The 17,787-nt window shown below is 24.2% G+C and carries 11 protein-coding genes; 6 read left to right on the top strand and 5 right to left on the bottom strand.

Features of this window, described 5'->3' with window-relative positions:
• The first annotated feature begins 2 nt into the window (after positions 1-2).
• The 5 genes from plsX to T401_RS06185 all read left to right on the top strand — a co-directional run bounded on the left by plsX (position 3) and on the right by T401_RS06185 (position 5,109).
• Positions 3-992: a phosphate acyltransferase PlsX gene (gene plsX / locus T401_RS0100140; RefSeq protein WP_033178474.1), complete on the top strand. Its 990-nt coding sequence runs from the start codon at positions 3-5 to the stop codon at positions 990-992.
• A gap of 1 nt (position 993) precedes the next feature.
• Entirely contained in the window at positions 994-1,674 is a 681-nt protein-coding gene (gene rnc / locus T401_RS0100135) for a ribonuclease III (protein WP_033178473.1), read from the top strand.
• Positions 1,675-1,772: 98 nt separating this feature from the next.
• A complete protein-coding gene (locus T401_RS06195) occupies positions 1,773-2,651 on the top strand; it encodes a hypothetical protein (RefSeq protein WP_033178472.1) in 879 nt (292 codons plus the stop codon).
• Positions 2,652-3,698: 1,047 nt separating this feature from the next.
• Positions 3,699-3,869: a hypothetical protein gene (locus tag T401_RS06190; RefSeq protein ID WP_156935652.1), complete on the top strand. Its 171-nt coding sequence runs from the start codon at positions 3,699-3,701 to the stop codon at positions 3,867-3,869.
• Positions 3,862-5,109, top strand: coding sequence for a hypothetical protein (locus T401_RS06185; RefSeq protein ID WP_033178470.1), 1,248 nt, complete (start codon positions 3,862-3,864; stop codon positions 5,107-5,109). The genes T401_RS06190 and T401_RS06185 overlap by 8 nt, the downstream gene beginning before the upstream one ends.
• 599 nt (positions 5,110-5,708) lie before the next feature.
• Here T401_RS06185 and T401_RS06180 read toward each other — a convergent pair.
• A complete protein-coding gene (locus T401_RS06180; RefSeq protein ID WP_033178469.1) occupies positions 5,709-6,905 on the bottom strand; it encodes an Mbov_0401 family ICE element transposase-like protein in 1,197 nt (398 codons plus the stop codon).
• A gap of 323 nt (positions 6,906-7,228) precedes the next feature.
• On the opposite strand from T401_RS06180, the gene T401_RS03320 reads away from it, so the two are divergent.
• Entirely contained in the window at positions 7,229-7,912 is a 684-nt protein-coding gene (locus T401_RS03320; RefSeq protein ID WP_052169623.1) for an Mbov_0400 family ICE element protein, read from the top strand.
• A 43-nt stretch (positions 7,913-7,955) separates the two neighbouring features.
• On the opposite strand, the gene T401_RS06175 is transcribed toward T401_RS03320, so the two are convergent.
• From T401_RS06175 to T401_RS06165, 4 genes are read right to left on the bottom strand one after another with little or no spacing between them, the layout of a single operon-like run.
• Positions 7,956-12,605 (bottom strand): Mbov_0399 family ICE element protein, encoded by a 4,650-nt coding sequence (locus T401_RS06175; protein WP_145960551.1) that lies wholly within the window; start codon positions 12,603-12,605, stop codon positions 7,956-7,958.
• The gene (locus T401_RS0100100; RefSeq protein ID WP_033178468.1) at positions 12,598-13,260 is read right to left on the bottom strand and encodes an Mbov_0398 family ICE element protein; all 663 of its coding nucleotides are present in this window, start codon (positions 13,258-13,260) and stop codon (positions 12,598-12,600) included. The genes T401_RS06175 and T401_RS0100100 overlap by 8 nt, the downstream gene beginning before the upstream one ends.
• A 15-nt stretch (positions 13,261-13,275) precedes the next feature.
• Positions 13,276-16,092 (bottom strand): Mbov_0397 family ICE element conjugal transfer ATPase, encoded by a 2,817-nt coding sequence (locus tag T401_RS06170; RefSeq protein WP_033178467.1) that lies wholly within the window; start codon positions 16,090-16,092, stop codon positions 13,276-13,278.
• Positions 16,092-17,786, bottom strand: a complete 1,695-nt coding sequence (locus T401_RS06165) for an Mbov_0396 family ICE element transmembrane protein (RefSeq protein WP_033178466.1) — start codon at positions 17,784-17,786, stop codon at positions 16,092-16,094. Before T401_RS06165 ends, T401_RS06170 begins: the two co-directional genes overlap by 1 nt.
• Position 17,787: the final 1 nt, after the last annotated feature.

The raw sequence follows: 17,787 nt of genomic DNA, 5'->3' as shown, positions 1-17,787 counted from the left end.
CAATGCAAAAAAATATTATTTTTGACCTTTTAAATAATGATGATGGTCAAATTCCAGCAATTAAAGCTTCCAAAGAATTTATTCAATTAAATCCGGATTATAGTTTGATTCTTGTGGGTGACGAGACAATAATAAAAAAAGAATTTGAAAATCACGTCCCTAAACAAATAAGAATTGTTCATCAACCTAATTTAGTTCAAAAAAGTGCTTCTTTAAGAGATGTTTTGCGTCAAGATAGTTCAATGTTAACTGCTTTTAATCTATTAAAAGAAGATAAAGCTAGTGCAATTTTGTCTAGTGGTGACAGCGGATCTTATGTTAGTTTAGCAACTTTAAAATTGCCAAGATTAAACAATGTAGCTAGACCAGCTTTTATGCCAATAGTTCCTACCATTACTAACAATAATATTTTATTATTAGATTGTGGGGCTAATATTGATGCTAAACCTGAATATTTTGTTGATTGAGCAAGAATTGCTTTATCTTATTTTCCTTTATTAACTAAAAATTCTTCAAAAAAAATTAAAATTGGTCTTTTAAATATCGGGACAGAAGATTATAAAGGAACAATTTTTTTAAAAGAAGCAAATAAATTATTAAAAGAATCATTTCCCTTTGAATATGTAGGTTTTATTGAACCAAATGATGCTATTAATAATAAAGTTGATATTGTTTTATCTGATGGGTTTCATGGCAACATCTTTTTAAAAACATTGGAAAGTTCATTTTTAGGGATTTCTGGTTTATTAAAAAAAATGATTTATAAAAATATTAAGACAAAAATTGGCGGTCTTTTATTGAAAAATGAATTAAAGAAATTTAAATGTAGATATGATTATCGTAATATTGGTGGTGCTTTTATAATTGGACTTAACAAAATTGTTGTTAAAGCACATGGAATAAGTGACACTAAAGCCTTTTTAGGTGCTTTAAATCAAATTAAAAATGCAATTGAACAAAATATTATTGATAATTTAAATAAAGAAGAGTAATATGGAAGAAAAAATTCAAAAAATTCAAAATTTATTAAGCAAATTAAATATTACAGTTACCTCTGAAAAAGAATTTAAATATTTCATTGAAGCATTTGTGCATAATTCTTTTGCAAACGAACACAAAGAATATCGTAATTATCAATATTTGGAGTTTTTAGGTGATGCTTTATTGCAATATTTAAGTACTAAAAAAATCTTTTTTGAACACCAAAACTTAAAAGAAGGGTCAGCTACTAAATTAAGAAGTGCTTTAGTAAATCGTGAGACTTTAGCAAATTTAGCCAATAAATTAGGATTAGTTGATTGCATGATTTTCACCAAAAAATCATTTATTAACGGGAAAAACGACAAGATTGATTCAGATTTATTTGAAAGTTTTTGTGCTGCTTTGTATATAACCAAAGGAATTGACTTTTTAATGGAATTTCTTAGCACATATTTATTCCCTTTAATTCCTTATTTTTTAAAAAATGAATTGCGTGATCCAAAAAGTGAATTTCAAGAATATGTGCAATCATATAAGATTTCCCAAATTCATTATTTAAATAAGGAAGTTAAAAACGGTTTTGAATCAATCTTGATGGTTGATGGCCAAATTTATGGCAAAGGATTTGGAGCAAGTAAAAAACAAGCTGAAAAAGAAGCGGCATCCAATGCTTTATCCAAACTAAAAAAGTAATACAAATTGTATAAATAGCTGTAGCAATGGCTATTTATTTTTATTCTAATCTTTATGTTTTATAATTAAGGTATATAAAGGAAAAATAAGGAGAGAAAATGAATTATATAAATAATAATGGAATTGTTTATGAAGAAACACAAATTAAGGCATTTGAACAATTTGATAAAATTAAGCAAGCATTTATTAAAAATGATATTAGTTATATAGAAAAAGCAGCTAAGGAATTTAATATTCCTTTAAGAGAAAAAATTGAATATAAAGATTTAATAGAAGCAAAAAATCTAATAATTAAGTATCAAGAGGACATAAATTTTATTAATAGAGTAAGTTTAAATATTAATTTTAGATCTAAAAGTAGTGATATTGAATATGAAAAATTATATACACCAATAACTTTTTCAGAAATTCGTGAATATGAAATTTTATTGTTTTGGACCCCTGGCAAAGAAGTTCCACATTGACGAGCCGAAGAAAATTATATTAACAGTTCAGAGTGAAAAAATCTTGAAGAATTTGTTAAATATAATTATGAATATTATTTAGATTTTGTTAAGAAAGAATTACCTGATATAAGTGATGTTGTGGATAATGTTATGAAAATTGGAGAAGGTTTTGATGACCCAACCGGAACTCCTCTTGACCTTGTTTTAGCAGGTATAAAAGTAGTACAATCCTTGGTGTGACTTGCTGATTTCATTGATACCTTTGTTAAAGATAAGGTAAAAGATATTACAAAAGTATTACCATATATCGTTCAGAATTTATATGCAATCAAACATAAAAAAAATTTTAGATTTTTAAGATCATTAGCACATGGAGGCTGATTGTTTGTTCAAAATAATACAAAAAATTTTGGCTATTATACATTAAATAAATTCTTTAACAATTATATTTGAGAAATAAAAAAATTAATGAGCACTGCTCATTACAGAGCTGAAATAGAAAGATTTAAAAGAGACAATCTATATGCTTAGACCTAATAATAAAATATATTTAAGTGCAATGCAAATATATAATTATGAATTTTCTTATAAAGAAAGAAAAAAAGAATCTAAATTTGCTTTTTCAATTTTGGGAATAAATTATTGATTCATGATTGCGATTTCAACAATTTTAATAAATTCACAAAAATGAGACAAAATATTGGTTAAAACACCTTATTTGCTTTGAGGAATTTATATACCTTCCTCCATTTTGTTATTAATCATTGGATTACTTTTAATATTAAGATTAATTTTCAGCAATCAAACAATGAGATGGAAGAATGTAAATTTTTTCAAATTCATTAAATTTTTTAGACTTTATTTAATTATTACAATGCATTATTGAGTTTTATCGGATTTGAATTTAGTCTTATGACCTGACAAAAAAAACACAAAAAATAAAAAATTTATATTGTTTTTTAAACATTTTTCTTTTATTTATATTGATGGAATTTATGAACTTTTTTCAGAGTATGAAAAAGAGAATCCAAATGGGAAGCTCAAATTTATTAATTTATTGGCATTTTTAAATAGGCAATATTTATTAAATAAAAATAAAACTTGGATTGAAATAATTTTGTTAAATCAATATTTTTTTTAAAAGAATGATTATTTTTAAAGAAACAACAAAAAAAGAATTTTCATTTACTTTTCTTAAGACATGAAAAAAAGAATTAGTTGAATTAAAAAAACAACAAATGTGTTTGAAAACATATTTGATTTATTCAATTGTAAGAGAATTTTTCTTACCAATCTTCTTAGTTATACTATTACTTTATTTTGATAATATACCTACTGAAAATAACTGATTTTTAATTGTAATTTTAGGCATTACTTATATAATAATTCATCTTATTCAAGTGTCACTAATAATAATTTTTCTTCTAAAAATTAAGGATAAGAAAGAGAGAGTAAAGAAATTAGTGTTTTTTTTTAATATCATTATTATATGAAATAGTTGTTTCAGCAATTTTATTTGGTTTATTTGTTTGAAATTGAACATCTGATGCAAAAAGTAATTCTTTAATTTTTATAATAATGGGAATTTCAATTTCAATTGTTTGAGGGTTATTCCTTACTATTTTATTTAATGCAAAAGTTATATCATATAATAATAAAATTTATAATGATTTAATTAAAAAACAATTTATAAGCTATGAATTTATTGATAAAAAGAATTTTCATAAAGAAGAATGCAATAATGAATAAGAAAGAAATAAAAGATATTGCTTATAAATTGAATTTATTGATCACAAAAAAGAAGCACCAACTATTTTGAGCATTGTTATTTTTAATGTTACTAAATCTAATAATGATTTTAGGATTTATTTTCTATAAACTTAATGTTTATTTATATATAAATTTGACTATTTCATTAATTGGTGCTTATTTATGTTCGTTGTTTTTAATATTAGCTAATATTGAATGCAATATATTTAATAATTATTTTAGGTCAATAAAAATGCTATATAAATTAAATTATTTTATTCTTAGCCTTCAAATTAAAAGGTTAATTAGAGCATCATTCTATTTTAAAACAAAGAATACATTCATAAATAAACATATATTGCAAGGCAGTTATGCAATTTTATATAATGATGGAATTTTTTGAAGAAAAAACAATGATTTTGATTTATTATTGAATTCACACAAAGAAAGATTAGAAATAAAGGACTTAAGAACTTCAAAGAATTTGGCTTGTATTCAGAATTGACATGATTCATATGTAAAATTTTGAATAGATGGATATTGATATGAAATACTTCCTCAAAAAATAGCTTCATCAAATTTTGTCATCAAAAAAGGAAAACAATTTTTAGTTAATGAATATTGACAAATAGCAATGAAAATGTTTCAGATTATGGAATATATAGTGATGCATAAAGATGTAAATAAATTAAGAAATTCTATCTGAGATTTGGCATGGCTTTATTATTGAAATAAGTCCAAACTAAAAAATAAGACAAAAATAAAGGAAGCCCTCTCAACACTATTATTGAGTAATTTTATTGTCTATTATCATTTTCCATATAGAAAAAGATTTATAACAAATATGAATATTTTGTTTAATGAATTGGGCAAACTATTAAATTTGGATTTTGAAAAAGAAACATTTAAGGAATTTAACCAAGAATTTTTTAATAAAAAAGAATTTAGTAAATTATTTGATGAAGAAACTATTAATCTTATGAATTCAATTGATATATTCTTAACCAATAGAGAAGAATATTTTTTGAAATTAGCTGAATTTAATGAAAGTATTTCATTTTTTAATATTGAGATAAACACAAATTTGAAACAAGATTTTTGACATAAATTTCCCAAGAATTTTATTAATATAGAAAGTCATTTAGATTTTAAAACAAATGATTTAAGATCATATTTATTAAATGAATTACATTCGATTTTAGAACAACAAATCTTAAATAAAATCTTCTCTAAATGTTAACCTAATTTATTTTTAAAATACAAAGAAATTTTATGTATTTATAAAAAGCAAAAATCATTAAGTTACTTTATTTTAAAAAAATTTGATGGTGTCAAATTTAAAGTGCTTAATAGTTATTTAGTACATAAAAAATTGGTTGTGAAAACACAAATTGTTTGAATAAACTTACTAAATTTAGGCTGTTTTTTTATAACTATTACTCAAATATCATTTTATCACGCTTATTAATTTTTTTTATAATTTTTAAATTTTTAAATCTACTGCTAAATCCTAAAATTTTTAGTTTTTTATTTTAAGAGGTTTTTTTATTAAAAAACCATAGTTATCGGGCGCGTGCGCACACTCACACATTACTATAAAGTACCGGAGAACAACGCACACAAAACCTTAAACAGGGTGCTATCTCCTTTTTCTTCATTACATTGTAATGAAAATATTAAAATTTAAAATAATTTTAAGCACAAAAAACTAAAATTTAAAGCATTAAAAAATAATTTAACTATTTAAAACTTATTAAAATAAAATATTATATTTATATAATAAATATAAAAAATTAATATTTTAATGGTATAAAAAATGGAATAATAAAATTTTAAACATTAAAAATTCACTTTTATATAAAGTGGATAATTGGTAATTGCATAGTCATTTAATATTAAATTTACTACATTATTTATGCTATAAATGCTTCAAGAATGCTTTGTTTTTCTTTTTATCAAGTGCGAAATAAATGGTTCAGCATTATTTCCATTATAGATTTCATTATCATCTTTTATTTCCAAAATACCCAATCTATTTCTATTTAAATATATTGAAAAATTATGTAATAATTTTGCCTTATTTTCACCTAAGTAATGAAAGATCAAATTATAATTTTGAGATATCAATTTGACAATTTCTTTGATTTTATAATCATGTAAATACTGATAAATTGTTTGTCTTAAATGTATTCCAGTGTCATTATAAAGTGAGATTAAATCCTTTTTAGTTTCAGTACTATTGTTAAATATAACTCTTAATTTAGCATATAAATGAAATCTGCATAAAATATTTTTAGCACCCAAGAGATTGGCCAATTTTTTTATTCATTTTGCACCATCGCCAAGAATTATAATTTTTAGGTTTTGCTTATAAAAATGATAAATAACATTATTAATTTCAGAAGCATAAATGCTTGTCTTAATTAAATACTTGCTATGATAAAAGAGGATTAAATGGTTTGTATTAATCATTTGTCCTTTTTTATTTCTCATTCAAAAATTAGCAACGCGACATTTTGTTTTTCTTACAGTATTTCTACCTTGTTTATATTTTAAATAAGTATCATCAACACTTATATATAACACATCACCATTCTTTAAATTATTATATTTTTTTAGATTTGAATAAGGAGCAGAAACTTTGTTTATGTTATTCTTAATGTAATTTAAAATAGTAGTTCTGCTAACTTTATATTTATTTTCTAATTGGCGATAACTAGCACCATTTAAATATTCAGAAGTAATTTGATTTATGTAATTAGCATCTATTTGTTTATTAAAATTATTATGTAATAAATAAAAATCATTAAATATATATGTTTTATATCTACCATTAATGAATTTCTTATATTTAGTAAGTTTTACATTTAAAACGCCTTGTCTTATCTTAATTTTTCTAATAACATAAGAATGAATTTTTCAACCATTATTTTTTCTTTTGTCTGAATTTCTATATTCTTCATCTAATTTTTCTATTTCTTTAATATAAGATTTAATTTCAAATTCATTATATTCATTAGAATAATTGTCTTCCATATTAAAATTTTAAGAAAAATTAAAGCAACATAATTTTTATAATAGATTAATTGTGTATAAAATAGCACACAACTATAAATATGATCCATTATCAAAAAGTTTATCTTAACAAAAAAATTGGAAAGTGCAAACGAATGCGGAAGAAATTTTGTTTTTTTGTTTTTTACAAATTTTTTATGATAAAATAATTACATATAAGAAGAGAGGCGCAACTCCGACTGTGATCACGGGTCAAGAGTTTATCTTGGCGACGTGACGGGAATGAAAAAGGGCGCAAGCAGGGTAATCCTGTTTTTTTATTTTATCTGGATTATAATTTATATATGATAAACGGAACTATATGAAAACAAAGAAACATTAATAAATCATATGCAACTATTGGAAGAAATAAATCTCACGAAATTTTTAAAACAAACATATTCAAAATAAATAGGCCATATATTATTTTTGTATCAAATGATAAGGTGTATTATTTAGCTGCAAAAAGTGTTAAGGAAGGAAATTACAAGGAAACCAAGAAAGATAAAACCAACATTCTTGTTCCTCAGGGAATATATGGTGATGGACATTTTTCAGCAATTAATACAAGAGCGATTAATGTTATGGAAAAAGAATTGTTTTTTAGTCTATTTGAAATTGATAAAACCAACAATGGTATCTTACTTAATCAAGGGGTTTATAATGCCATAATGAAACAAGTTTTAGAAAATATTAAGAATAAAGATTTTAATATTTTTGAAATTGAATCTATTTCATATTCTAAGGCAACTTGGTATAGTAAAACTGAGGCATTTCAAAGAAATTATCATTTTTTAGAACATAGTTTAGAAATCTTTAATTCATTGGATGAAAACCAAAAGATTTCTGCATATAACCAAGATAACTACTTTGATGTAGAATATCGTAAATGAATAAATAAGCAAACCAAACAAGAAAAAGAGATCGAAAAAACTCCTGAAAAGCAAAATGAGATGCCGAAGGAAAAAGACTTAGAATTAGAATTATAAAAAGCCACTTAAACTTTTTAAGTTTAAATTGTGGCTTCTTTTTTTATTTTATTTTCTTTTTACCATATCTTACATATAAGGCTCAACCACCAAAGGATATAGCACCAAGCCCTAATACAGATAGTGGGATTATTCAAATAAGAGATTTTTTACTTAGTTTAAATGTTTTTTTATCATTGACTTCAATTTCTTTTTCCTTATCAAAAGAAATTAACTTAGATTTAACATTAAATTCTGTTTTAGAACCATTTAATAAGTTTGAATCAGGTTTAGCAATAAGGGCAATTTTAATTCTTTCAATTTGTTTAAAAACTTTCTCATTATAAATAATTTCATTCTTAGTATTATAAAAGTATTTAAAAATCAGTTCAGAAGTATCGTCATTAAAAGAAGTATAAACACCATTATCAAAGATTGTTTCAAAAAAGACAACATTAATATCAAAATCAATATTTCTGTTTAAATTAAGGGCATTTAAGACCTCATTATCATTAATGTGTTGATTTACTTTATTTTCAAAAAGCAATCATAATTCTTCTTTGCTTTGATTTTTATTAATTTCTATTTCAAGTTCTGGTAGGTTAATAATTTTTAAATCAAGGGGTTTATTAGCACTTGGATGAGAATTTTTTATTTTAATTTCAAATTCTCCATCCAAATCAAATGAATAAGCAATAACTTTGATTGTTAATGGTCGATTAAAGAATAAGATTTCTAAAATTTCCGAATTTTCTAAATTAGGAATAATTTTGAAATCTAAGGAAAGATCATATATCTCAGTTTGAAAATTAGTATTAATTTGGTTTTGCAACTGCTTTTGAATTTCTTTCTTCATTGTTTCTAAAATTAATAGTTTTTGACCATATGAATGATAATTTACATCAATGTTTAAATTAATGTTATTTCATTCATAATCCAAAAGATTAAATTTAATTTCTTTTTTAGCCATAAAACTTAATTTTCCTGAAACATTTGAAGAAATACCTTTAATTGTTATTGCTAAACTTTTAGAACTATCTTTCTTTTTAAATGACTCATAAATGGTGTTTTGATTTAGATTTTCAAATTCATAGTCTTTAAATTCCTTTAAATCCATAAATCTAAACTTTTCTGCAACATAACTTTTAATTTCTTCTTCAACGTCCTTTACATTAGTGCTTCTTAATTTAAGATCTTCAATATGAAATTCGTTTAAATCAAAGGGTTCCCTCTTACCATAATAAGTATTAATAACTTTAACATGAGCAATACCTGAACCGCGATCTAACATATATGATTTAGGGGTTATTTCTAAGTTTAACTCTTTTTGAGTTAATAATCATTGTAAGTATTGATCATCTAATCCAACAATATCGACATTGCTATTTTCATTGTTTTCATAATAGAAAATGTTGTTTGTTAATGCTTTTAATTGGCGATTAATTTGTTTTTCAATTTCTTTTCTTAAAGATGAAACTAAATCATTTTCATCTTCTAAATTTTCAATTGATTGATTAAAAATAATATCTTTGAAATGTAGATCTTCAAAATGATAAAAATCTAAATTGATTATTGGAAATAAGATTTTATTTTTAGCATAATATGGAGATTTAGGAAGTATTACAAGTCAAAATGGATTTTGTGTATTAACATCATGAGTTTTATAATTAAGAATTTGATTGATTAGTTCATCAGTTAAATTAATTTTATAATGCTTATTTAAAACTAAATCAGGGTTATATGTTGTAATTTGTTCAACAATTTTGTTTTGAATAGTATTGATTAATTCATCTTTTTCATTAATATTATTTAAAACAATTTTTTTTGGTTCAAAATCATTAAAAATTTCATTCTCAGGATTTAAATAATTTAGTCTAAAAGTGAAAAAAGGATTAATTAAATTAGTATTAGCCTTATAAGTTTCCTTTAATTTTAATTCAATGTTAAATTCTTGATCATTTGCTAAATATAAAAGTGAATTTTCGACATCAATCTTATCTAAATCACTAACATTATTATTGATAAAGTTTGAAAAGCCATTTTGGCTTAATTCATCATGAATAAGTTTCATAAATGATTTATTAGTATTTGCTTGACTATAAATTCTTAGAAAACTTAATTCATTTCAATAGATAAAAATATTACTATGTTGAGTGGTTTCATCAATGAAATTAATTTTAAATTGATAATCAATATTATTAAGTTTAAAGCGTAGATCAGGGTTGGCTACATATAATTTAAATGATAATAAACCTTCATCACTAACATTCATTTCTCTGATACCTAATTCATTTATAAATTTACCATTTCCAAAGTCTCTAATAAAATCATTAGGGTTGGCATATGTTTGACTTAGAAATTCTCTTAATTCATTTGCATTATTAAATTTATTTTGTAATGATGAGATATTAAAAGAAGGCTCGATAATAATATTTTCTTCACCACTATATGCTAAGAAACTAATATATGCTTTTCAATATTCCATTAGTTCTTCATAGTTTAGTTTTTCAATTGTAGAATCATCTAAATTAATTCTTTTAATTAAGAAATTCTTAAAGAAGAAACCCTGTGTGGTTGTTCATAAATTATTAATATAATTCAAATCATTTTTAATTTCAGTAAATAATTTATTATTAACATTATGATCATTTCTTTCATCAATTAAAATTAATTTGTATGAAGAAATTCCATTTTCAGGAGCACTTACAAATAAATATAGCCCCGTTGTAGAAAAATATGAATAATCACTTACTTTATTGTCTAATAGTTCCAAATTTCATTTATTATCTTTTACTTGGTCTAATTTAAATAATAAATATTGTTGAGTCTTTCCAACAAGTTGTTTTATTGCTCCTTTACCTAAAACTGATGCCTCAGCAATAACTCCTTTATCATTAGCAGTTAATCGATTGTTTGAAAAATGTAATAAATTATAAGTAAAAGGAGGTAAAGAAGTTTCTTTGTGATAATTTCACATCTTTTCTTTTGGGTAAGCAATTCGATTTATTTTATATTTTTCAATAAATTTTTCGTAGTATTCATCAAAATCACTTTGATCTCATTTTAAGTTTAGTTGTGAAAAATCTAATCAAACTAATTCTTTCTTTGTTCCAGTGTTTTCATCAATTAGAGGGTCATATTTTGGATTGGGAATTAAGTTCCCCTTTTCATCGAAAATAGGATTATCATTTTCATCAGTTAAATACTTTGTAATTCTATCTTTCTGAGTTTTAATTTTTTCAGGATTTCAAGCATATCATTTATAATCTTGAGCATTTGCTTTACTATCAATAATGATTTTATAAGTGTATTTTTCTTTATATGAATCATCGGTGTTAATATTATCAAAAACACTTATTGTAATTGTGTATTCATTTTTCTTTACATTTTTAGGATTATCTTTATCACCTACATTAATTTCTTCTTGATCGTTAGGATTTTTTCTTTGATCATAAAGTGTGTAAGTAAATAATTGATTTAATACATCAATTTTGGTTCCATTAATTTCTAATACTTCATTTTCTTTTGTTAAGGCTAAAAAACTAACAGATACTGGGGCATGATAAATTCATGTCCCTAAATAAATTTCTTTACCAGTTTTTTTAATTTCACTATCATTTGGTTTTCTGGTTGGTTTATCCATTGTTAAAGCAGTTGGATTATTAAGACTTTGTTCACGAAAATCAACATATTTAGATGGTTTAATTACTAACCTATCAGTAATGTCTAAAATACCAAGTTTTTCATTAGGTTTTCATTTAATATTAATATTCTTAAAAATGTATTGTATTTTACCATTACTATCTTGAATGAAAACATTAAAGGCGTTGTTATTATCCTTATTGATTTCTCATTTTAAACTTCATCCATTGATTAAATTATTTGATTTAAAATTGTAATCAAATCATTTACTTAATTTTTCATAGTTTGACTCAAATGATTCATACTTAGACTCATTAATTTTGAAATTAGTTATATCTTCATTTTGATAATCAGTTTCTAAAATTAATTTATTATCACTTGTCTTTTGCTTATCAAATGCAGTCTTAAATCGCATTTTAAAAGTATCATAAGCACCACGTTCATCATATACATCTTTATATATTTCATAACTAATTTTGTAGTTAATTCAACTAACAGAAAATATTTTTGTATGTTCATAAGAACCACGACAATTTATACCTATACAATAAACTGGTTTTGTACTATTTGATTCACTTATTGTATAATCGGATGAAATTTTAACATTTCTTCATTGTTCTTTTTCGGCTTTGGAACCATATTTTCGCTTTCAGTTATAACTTGCAATTCTACTTTCGATTTTTTTTATCAATTTATTTTTAGCATCAGATAATTTAGCATCTGAAATCATAAAGTATGAACTTTTTCTGGTTTCAATAACTTTTTCTGAAAGATTTTCTCATAAAGAATCATCAATTGTTTCTGGTACTCATTCTTTATGTTTGGAATCAAATGGAATCTCTTCAAATTCTCTTAGTAGAGAAAAAGAAGAAATTGAGTTTTTTTGAAACTTTTTGATTTCTTCATTATTCTTCGCATTCTTCTCTTTTTCTTCTTTTTCTTCTTTTTCTTCTTCAACTTTTGCATTTTTATCTTTGTTAACAGCATATTGAATACCAGCCCCTATTAGTCCAAAAACACCAACAAGGCCACCACCAATAAAAATCTTTTTAAATATCTTCTTTTTATCCATAAATTTTTTGATCCTCATTAAAAAATACATCTTCTAAAAATTCATTATTAGTTTTATTAATTTCTTTTTGTTTTTCTTCCAAAACTTCAAATCGCTTTTCAATTTTTGTATACATATCTTTTTTTATTAAATTAAATATATTAGGTTCTGTTTCAATATCATTAGCTGATATAAGTTCAAATGCTTTATCACTGTTTATATCAATTACTCCAAATAAGGTGTTGATTATTAAATTCAACTTATAATTAATTACATCAATCATTAAATCTTGTTTAAGTAAATGCTTTTCTAATTTGGTATAAAAAGGCGAAAGTGCAGCAAAATTAGCCTTAGTTAATGCATATCTAATTTCATTTTTGAAACTTCTTATCGAACCAATTGCTTCACTTTCAGAAATGCCTTTTCTTATTAAATCATTAACTTCTTTTTGGATTGAAATTCCTCTTTGATCTAAATTTTCTTTCCACTTCCTAAAAGTTAAAATATCATTCAATTCAGTAAATCGAAAAAACCCTCTCACCTCACCATTCAAATTAATTTTAGGTCTTCCGCCAAGATTTTCTTTTCCACTAATTACTTTTAAAACTTCCTCTTTTGATTTCTTAGGTGAATTTTTTATAAAATCTACCAAGTTATTAATTATGTTTGGATTCATCTTCTTCCTTTCTCTTTAATAATCATCAGCATTTCATAATTTACCATCCCCCTTTTTAAAGATCTGTGATTTTTCAAAATCATTGTAATAAGTATCAACAATAAATCTTGTACTATTATCAACATTAAAAATTAATTCTCCAATTCCAGCAGTTGCTAAAAAAACTTTCTCAGATTTAGTTAATCCTCCTCTTGCTCTATACATTTCATCAACTAAATCAATATCCTTTTGATTTAACTTAAAAATGCCTGTATAAGCCAAGTTATCAAATAAGGCCTGTGATAATCCACTTACGTTTAGGTTTTGTCTAAAATCACTTAAATTTTGAGTGGTTAGAATTAAAGAACCATTATATTTACGAATAGTTTTAACAGTATCAAATAAGAATCTTAAAGAAGCCATATTAATTGGATCGATAAACTTATGCGCTTCATCAACAAAAAGAATGATTTTCTTGTTTTGTTCTTTATTAAAGAAATAGTTGTTAGTAATTCTATTTTGTACAAAGGAAAGAATTAAATATAAAGCGCCTTGTGTTGAACTATTTTGGTTCTTAACATCTAAGTTATAGGTATCTAATATATTTAAGTCATTATCTAAATTAATTGTGGTATAGCCATTATATAAGTGTTCATATTTACCATGATTTTCAAAATCATATTTTAAAGTTAGTTTTCATTCTTCTAATAATGGTCTTAATAATTGATCTTCAATATGATTATCAAATTTAAATTCATCTAAGAATTTTAAATAATCACTTATAGTCTTATAATCTTTATTTTTTAATTCATTAAATTTTGTTTTTGGATCATAGTAGCCTAAACTATCAAAGAAAGCAGATAAAGTTAAATCTAAAACTCTAAAATACCTTTCATTTAAATCTGGATAAAGTAAGTTAAAGAATTCTCTAATCTTTTTAATATTTTGATTAATGATAATTGTGTTCTTAAAACTCTCGTTTAAATCATCAGTAAATTGAATATCAATTTGTAAAGGATTTATCTTAGTATCATGTCCTCTGCCTAATTCAATTAGGTTTCCATTTAGTTTTTTGCATATATCTCCATATTCTCTTTGGGGATCAAAAACAATTACTTCATTTCCTGCCATATATTGATTTCAAATAAATTTTTCAGTTAAGGCAGATTTTCCTACCCCCGATAACCCTAATAAAGCCATTGAGAAAGAAGTTCTATCTTTTGTTTTCTTAAAAATATCAAAAATGATAGGTGAACCGGAGGAACCATTAAAACCTAATATAAAATTATTACTATCATTTAACTCATTATTTGTCCATAATCATCCATAAATGAAATTTCTTGAACTGATTTCTAAATTGTTTTTCAAGAAATCTTTAGTAATAAAATTAGTATTAGCATATGCTTCTTTTTGAAGGAAAATATTTGGATTGATTTGCATAGAAGCATTAGCAAAAACAGTTTTATTGATTTTTTCGACGTTTTTTAGTTCTTCTAAACTTTTTCCTTTATTAATCAATAGAACACTCATATTAAAGACATTCATTTTTTGAACATTAATTTGCTCAATTAAATCTTCAATTACCTGAATATCAAGTCTTTTTCTTGAATTACGATAACGAGAACGATCTCCCTCAGCATTAGTACTGATAATCATTGCAGTTTTGTCTAATAATTTTTGTTTTCTTTCATCATTTAAAGGTTCTAAATTAATCATTACTGTTGATGGTGTATCATTCAATAATGATGTTCATCCGTGATTAATTGAAAGACTATTAAATTCATTAAAACTTTGAAAACTCATAAAATAATTATCCACGCAACAATATGACTTTTTAAATTCCATTTTCTTTGGTTTTAGGAATTTGATTAATTCATTATCTTTTTCAATGAAGAATTCAACATTTTTAGGTTTTGCAAAACCATAAGTAAAGAAATGCTTAATACTTTGTGCAAAATTAACCTTTCTTTTTATAGTTTTGGTTGGTTTTGTCTTATTTAAAACATTTTCTCCTTTGGTATTAATAAAATGTTGAATATCGCTGATTGAGATATCTTTACCAAAAGACATTGCTATTAATTTCATAAATTCAATTTTGGAAATGTTTTCCAATTTCAATTTTGCATTTTGAAATAAACTAAATAGTTCTTCTTGACGTTCTTTTAAAAGATTTTCATCATTAGCATAAAACATTAAATAATAGAAATTAGTATTTTTAGCACTATCCAGATTGGTTAAATCATACAAATTATGCTGAAAATAATTTCTTACACTATCATTTTCCTTAATCCTTTGAGAACTAAGTATTAAATCCTCAGTATATTTAATATTCTTTTTTAAGTTCATTGCTTCTGTTGTTTTAATTAAGGTGATTTTAAAAGTTAATTGGTTAAAAATAGAAATTAATTGTTCCATATAAGCAATTCGATCTTCTTCATCTTCTGTAAAGATATTAAAACCTTTAATTCTAAACCCTGCTACATAAGAATTGCTATGACCATTTTCAACTTCTAAAACTTGGTTTTCTTTTAATTTGATATATGGGATTAATAATTCAGTATCAAACTTGGTTTTTTCACCATATTTACGAATCTGAATTCAGAACTTCAATGCTCTAAATAATAATAGGTAATATCTACAATTATGTTTTTTTGATTTAATTAAAATTCAAAAGGTGCTTAGAATAATTCCAATGCTAATCAATAACTTAAATCAAATACTTAATTTTTCGTTGATTGCAAAACCTAAAACAAAGGCTAATCCTAATATCACCATCATAATTAGAAAATCAAAAACTGTGAAATCTCTAAAAATAGTCATTCTTGTTGTATTTAATTTACGATTTTGATACATTATTTTTGTCCCCTTCTTATATCGGCTACTGCTTGGTTAAGATAAGTTTGATCAAAGTTCAATCTATTTAATAATTCTCTACTTCTATTAATATAATGATCACGTCTTGTTTTCATATCATTAATTTGTGATTTCATAAATGAGATTTTATTAACATCTTCTAAGGTTTTAGCATTTTTAGCTTCTAAATCAGCCAATTGTCTTTCATTAAATTTGATTTCTTTATCATAATTTGTAATGTTGTTGGCAAAACTCTTAGTCATATCTTCTGAATTTGTAAATGTTTTGAAGGTATCGTTTTCATTTCCGGTTCCTTCAACTCCTTTTGATAATGATTTTGCCTCATTAAAGGTTTCCTTTCTTGATCTTAAATCATCTTTGTTTGTTCCAGAAGAATTAAATGTTTTGACCATTTCAGTACTCATTCCACTTTGTTGCATTTTTGCATTATGAATGCCTTTTTTAATGCCTAATATTCCCTTACCAATTGTGCCCCCAATTGCCGACATTCCACCCTTAGCGGCGGTAGCACCTAATGTTGCACCACCAGAAGCAACTGCTGCAGTAGCAACTCCAACACCCATTGCTAATTGGGCTCCTTTTTTAAATGGTGCCATCATCATTTTAAAATCATCATTAGTAGTTGCTTCACCAATAAAAGCAACCACAACATTGGAAAGTGTCTTTACAGCAATGGCTGTTCCTGAATAAAGAACAATTTGAATCGTCATCCTGATTCATTCTTTATTAAAGCCAGATCTATTTTCAAAGAATTTATTTATTGCTCCTTCATTGGTATAACGATTAATTCCAGTTATAAAAATTAAATAGAATTGAAAAGCAGATAATTGGGTTAGAATTGCTAATGCTTTTTGCATAAACATTTCTTTTCATTTATGTAAATTTTTACCTCCATCAACAATTGATGAAGTGGCCACAAATGGTGAAATAATAAATAAGAAATAGAGTTGTAAAGTTTTAACTAAACTAGATACTAAAACTCCACCCAAGAAACTTAAACTCACTCAACCAACTATTGCATTTTTAATTAGTGAGAAAGCAATATCAATACTACTTGGACCTGAATCAGTAAAGTTTAAAGCAGCTTTATAGAATTCCAAAAATCCCGGTGCTAAAAACGCTCCTTTTTGAATTAAATTCTTTTGTAATTCAGGTCATTCAGAATTTAACTGTAAATAAATCTTTTTCACAACTGATAGGTTTATGTTATCATCAGTTAGTGTTATAGCTTTATTAATTAAATTTGTAATTAAAATCATAAATAAGTTAAGTATAAAAATAATCAAGGGAATAGCTACAATTCAACCTATAGCCGGTAAAATTTGTCTTAAAGATTCTTTAAAACTTTTTTGGTTTTCTTCTGTTCCTTTTTTAATATGAAATTTAATAGCAACTCCGATAATTGCGAAACATATTAATGGAACACAAATAATTACAATTCCTAAAAAGGCAATGGGTAATGAATGAATACTTAATTGCACTGAATCAAATGATCCATAAATCATATAATGGAGCATCTTGAAGCCCACCAAATCAATAAGGTAGAACAAACCATCTAAAATTGCAAATGGGAAACTAACTAATATTCCTCAAATTAAACCAAAGAACAAATATACAAATGGACCCAGAATAACCATTCCTAAGCCACTTGTAATAACACTTAAACCTTTCATA

Origin of the sequence: Mycoplasma anseris ATCC 49234, assembly GCF_000702805.1 — a bacterium.
GTDB lineage: Bacteria > Bacillota_I > Bacilli_A > Mycoplasmatales > Metamycoplasmataceae > Metamycoplasma > Metamycoplasma anseris.
The sequence above is the reverse complement of the archived record's forward strand: the minus strand, read 5'-3'. Positions and strand labels throughout refer to the sequence as shown.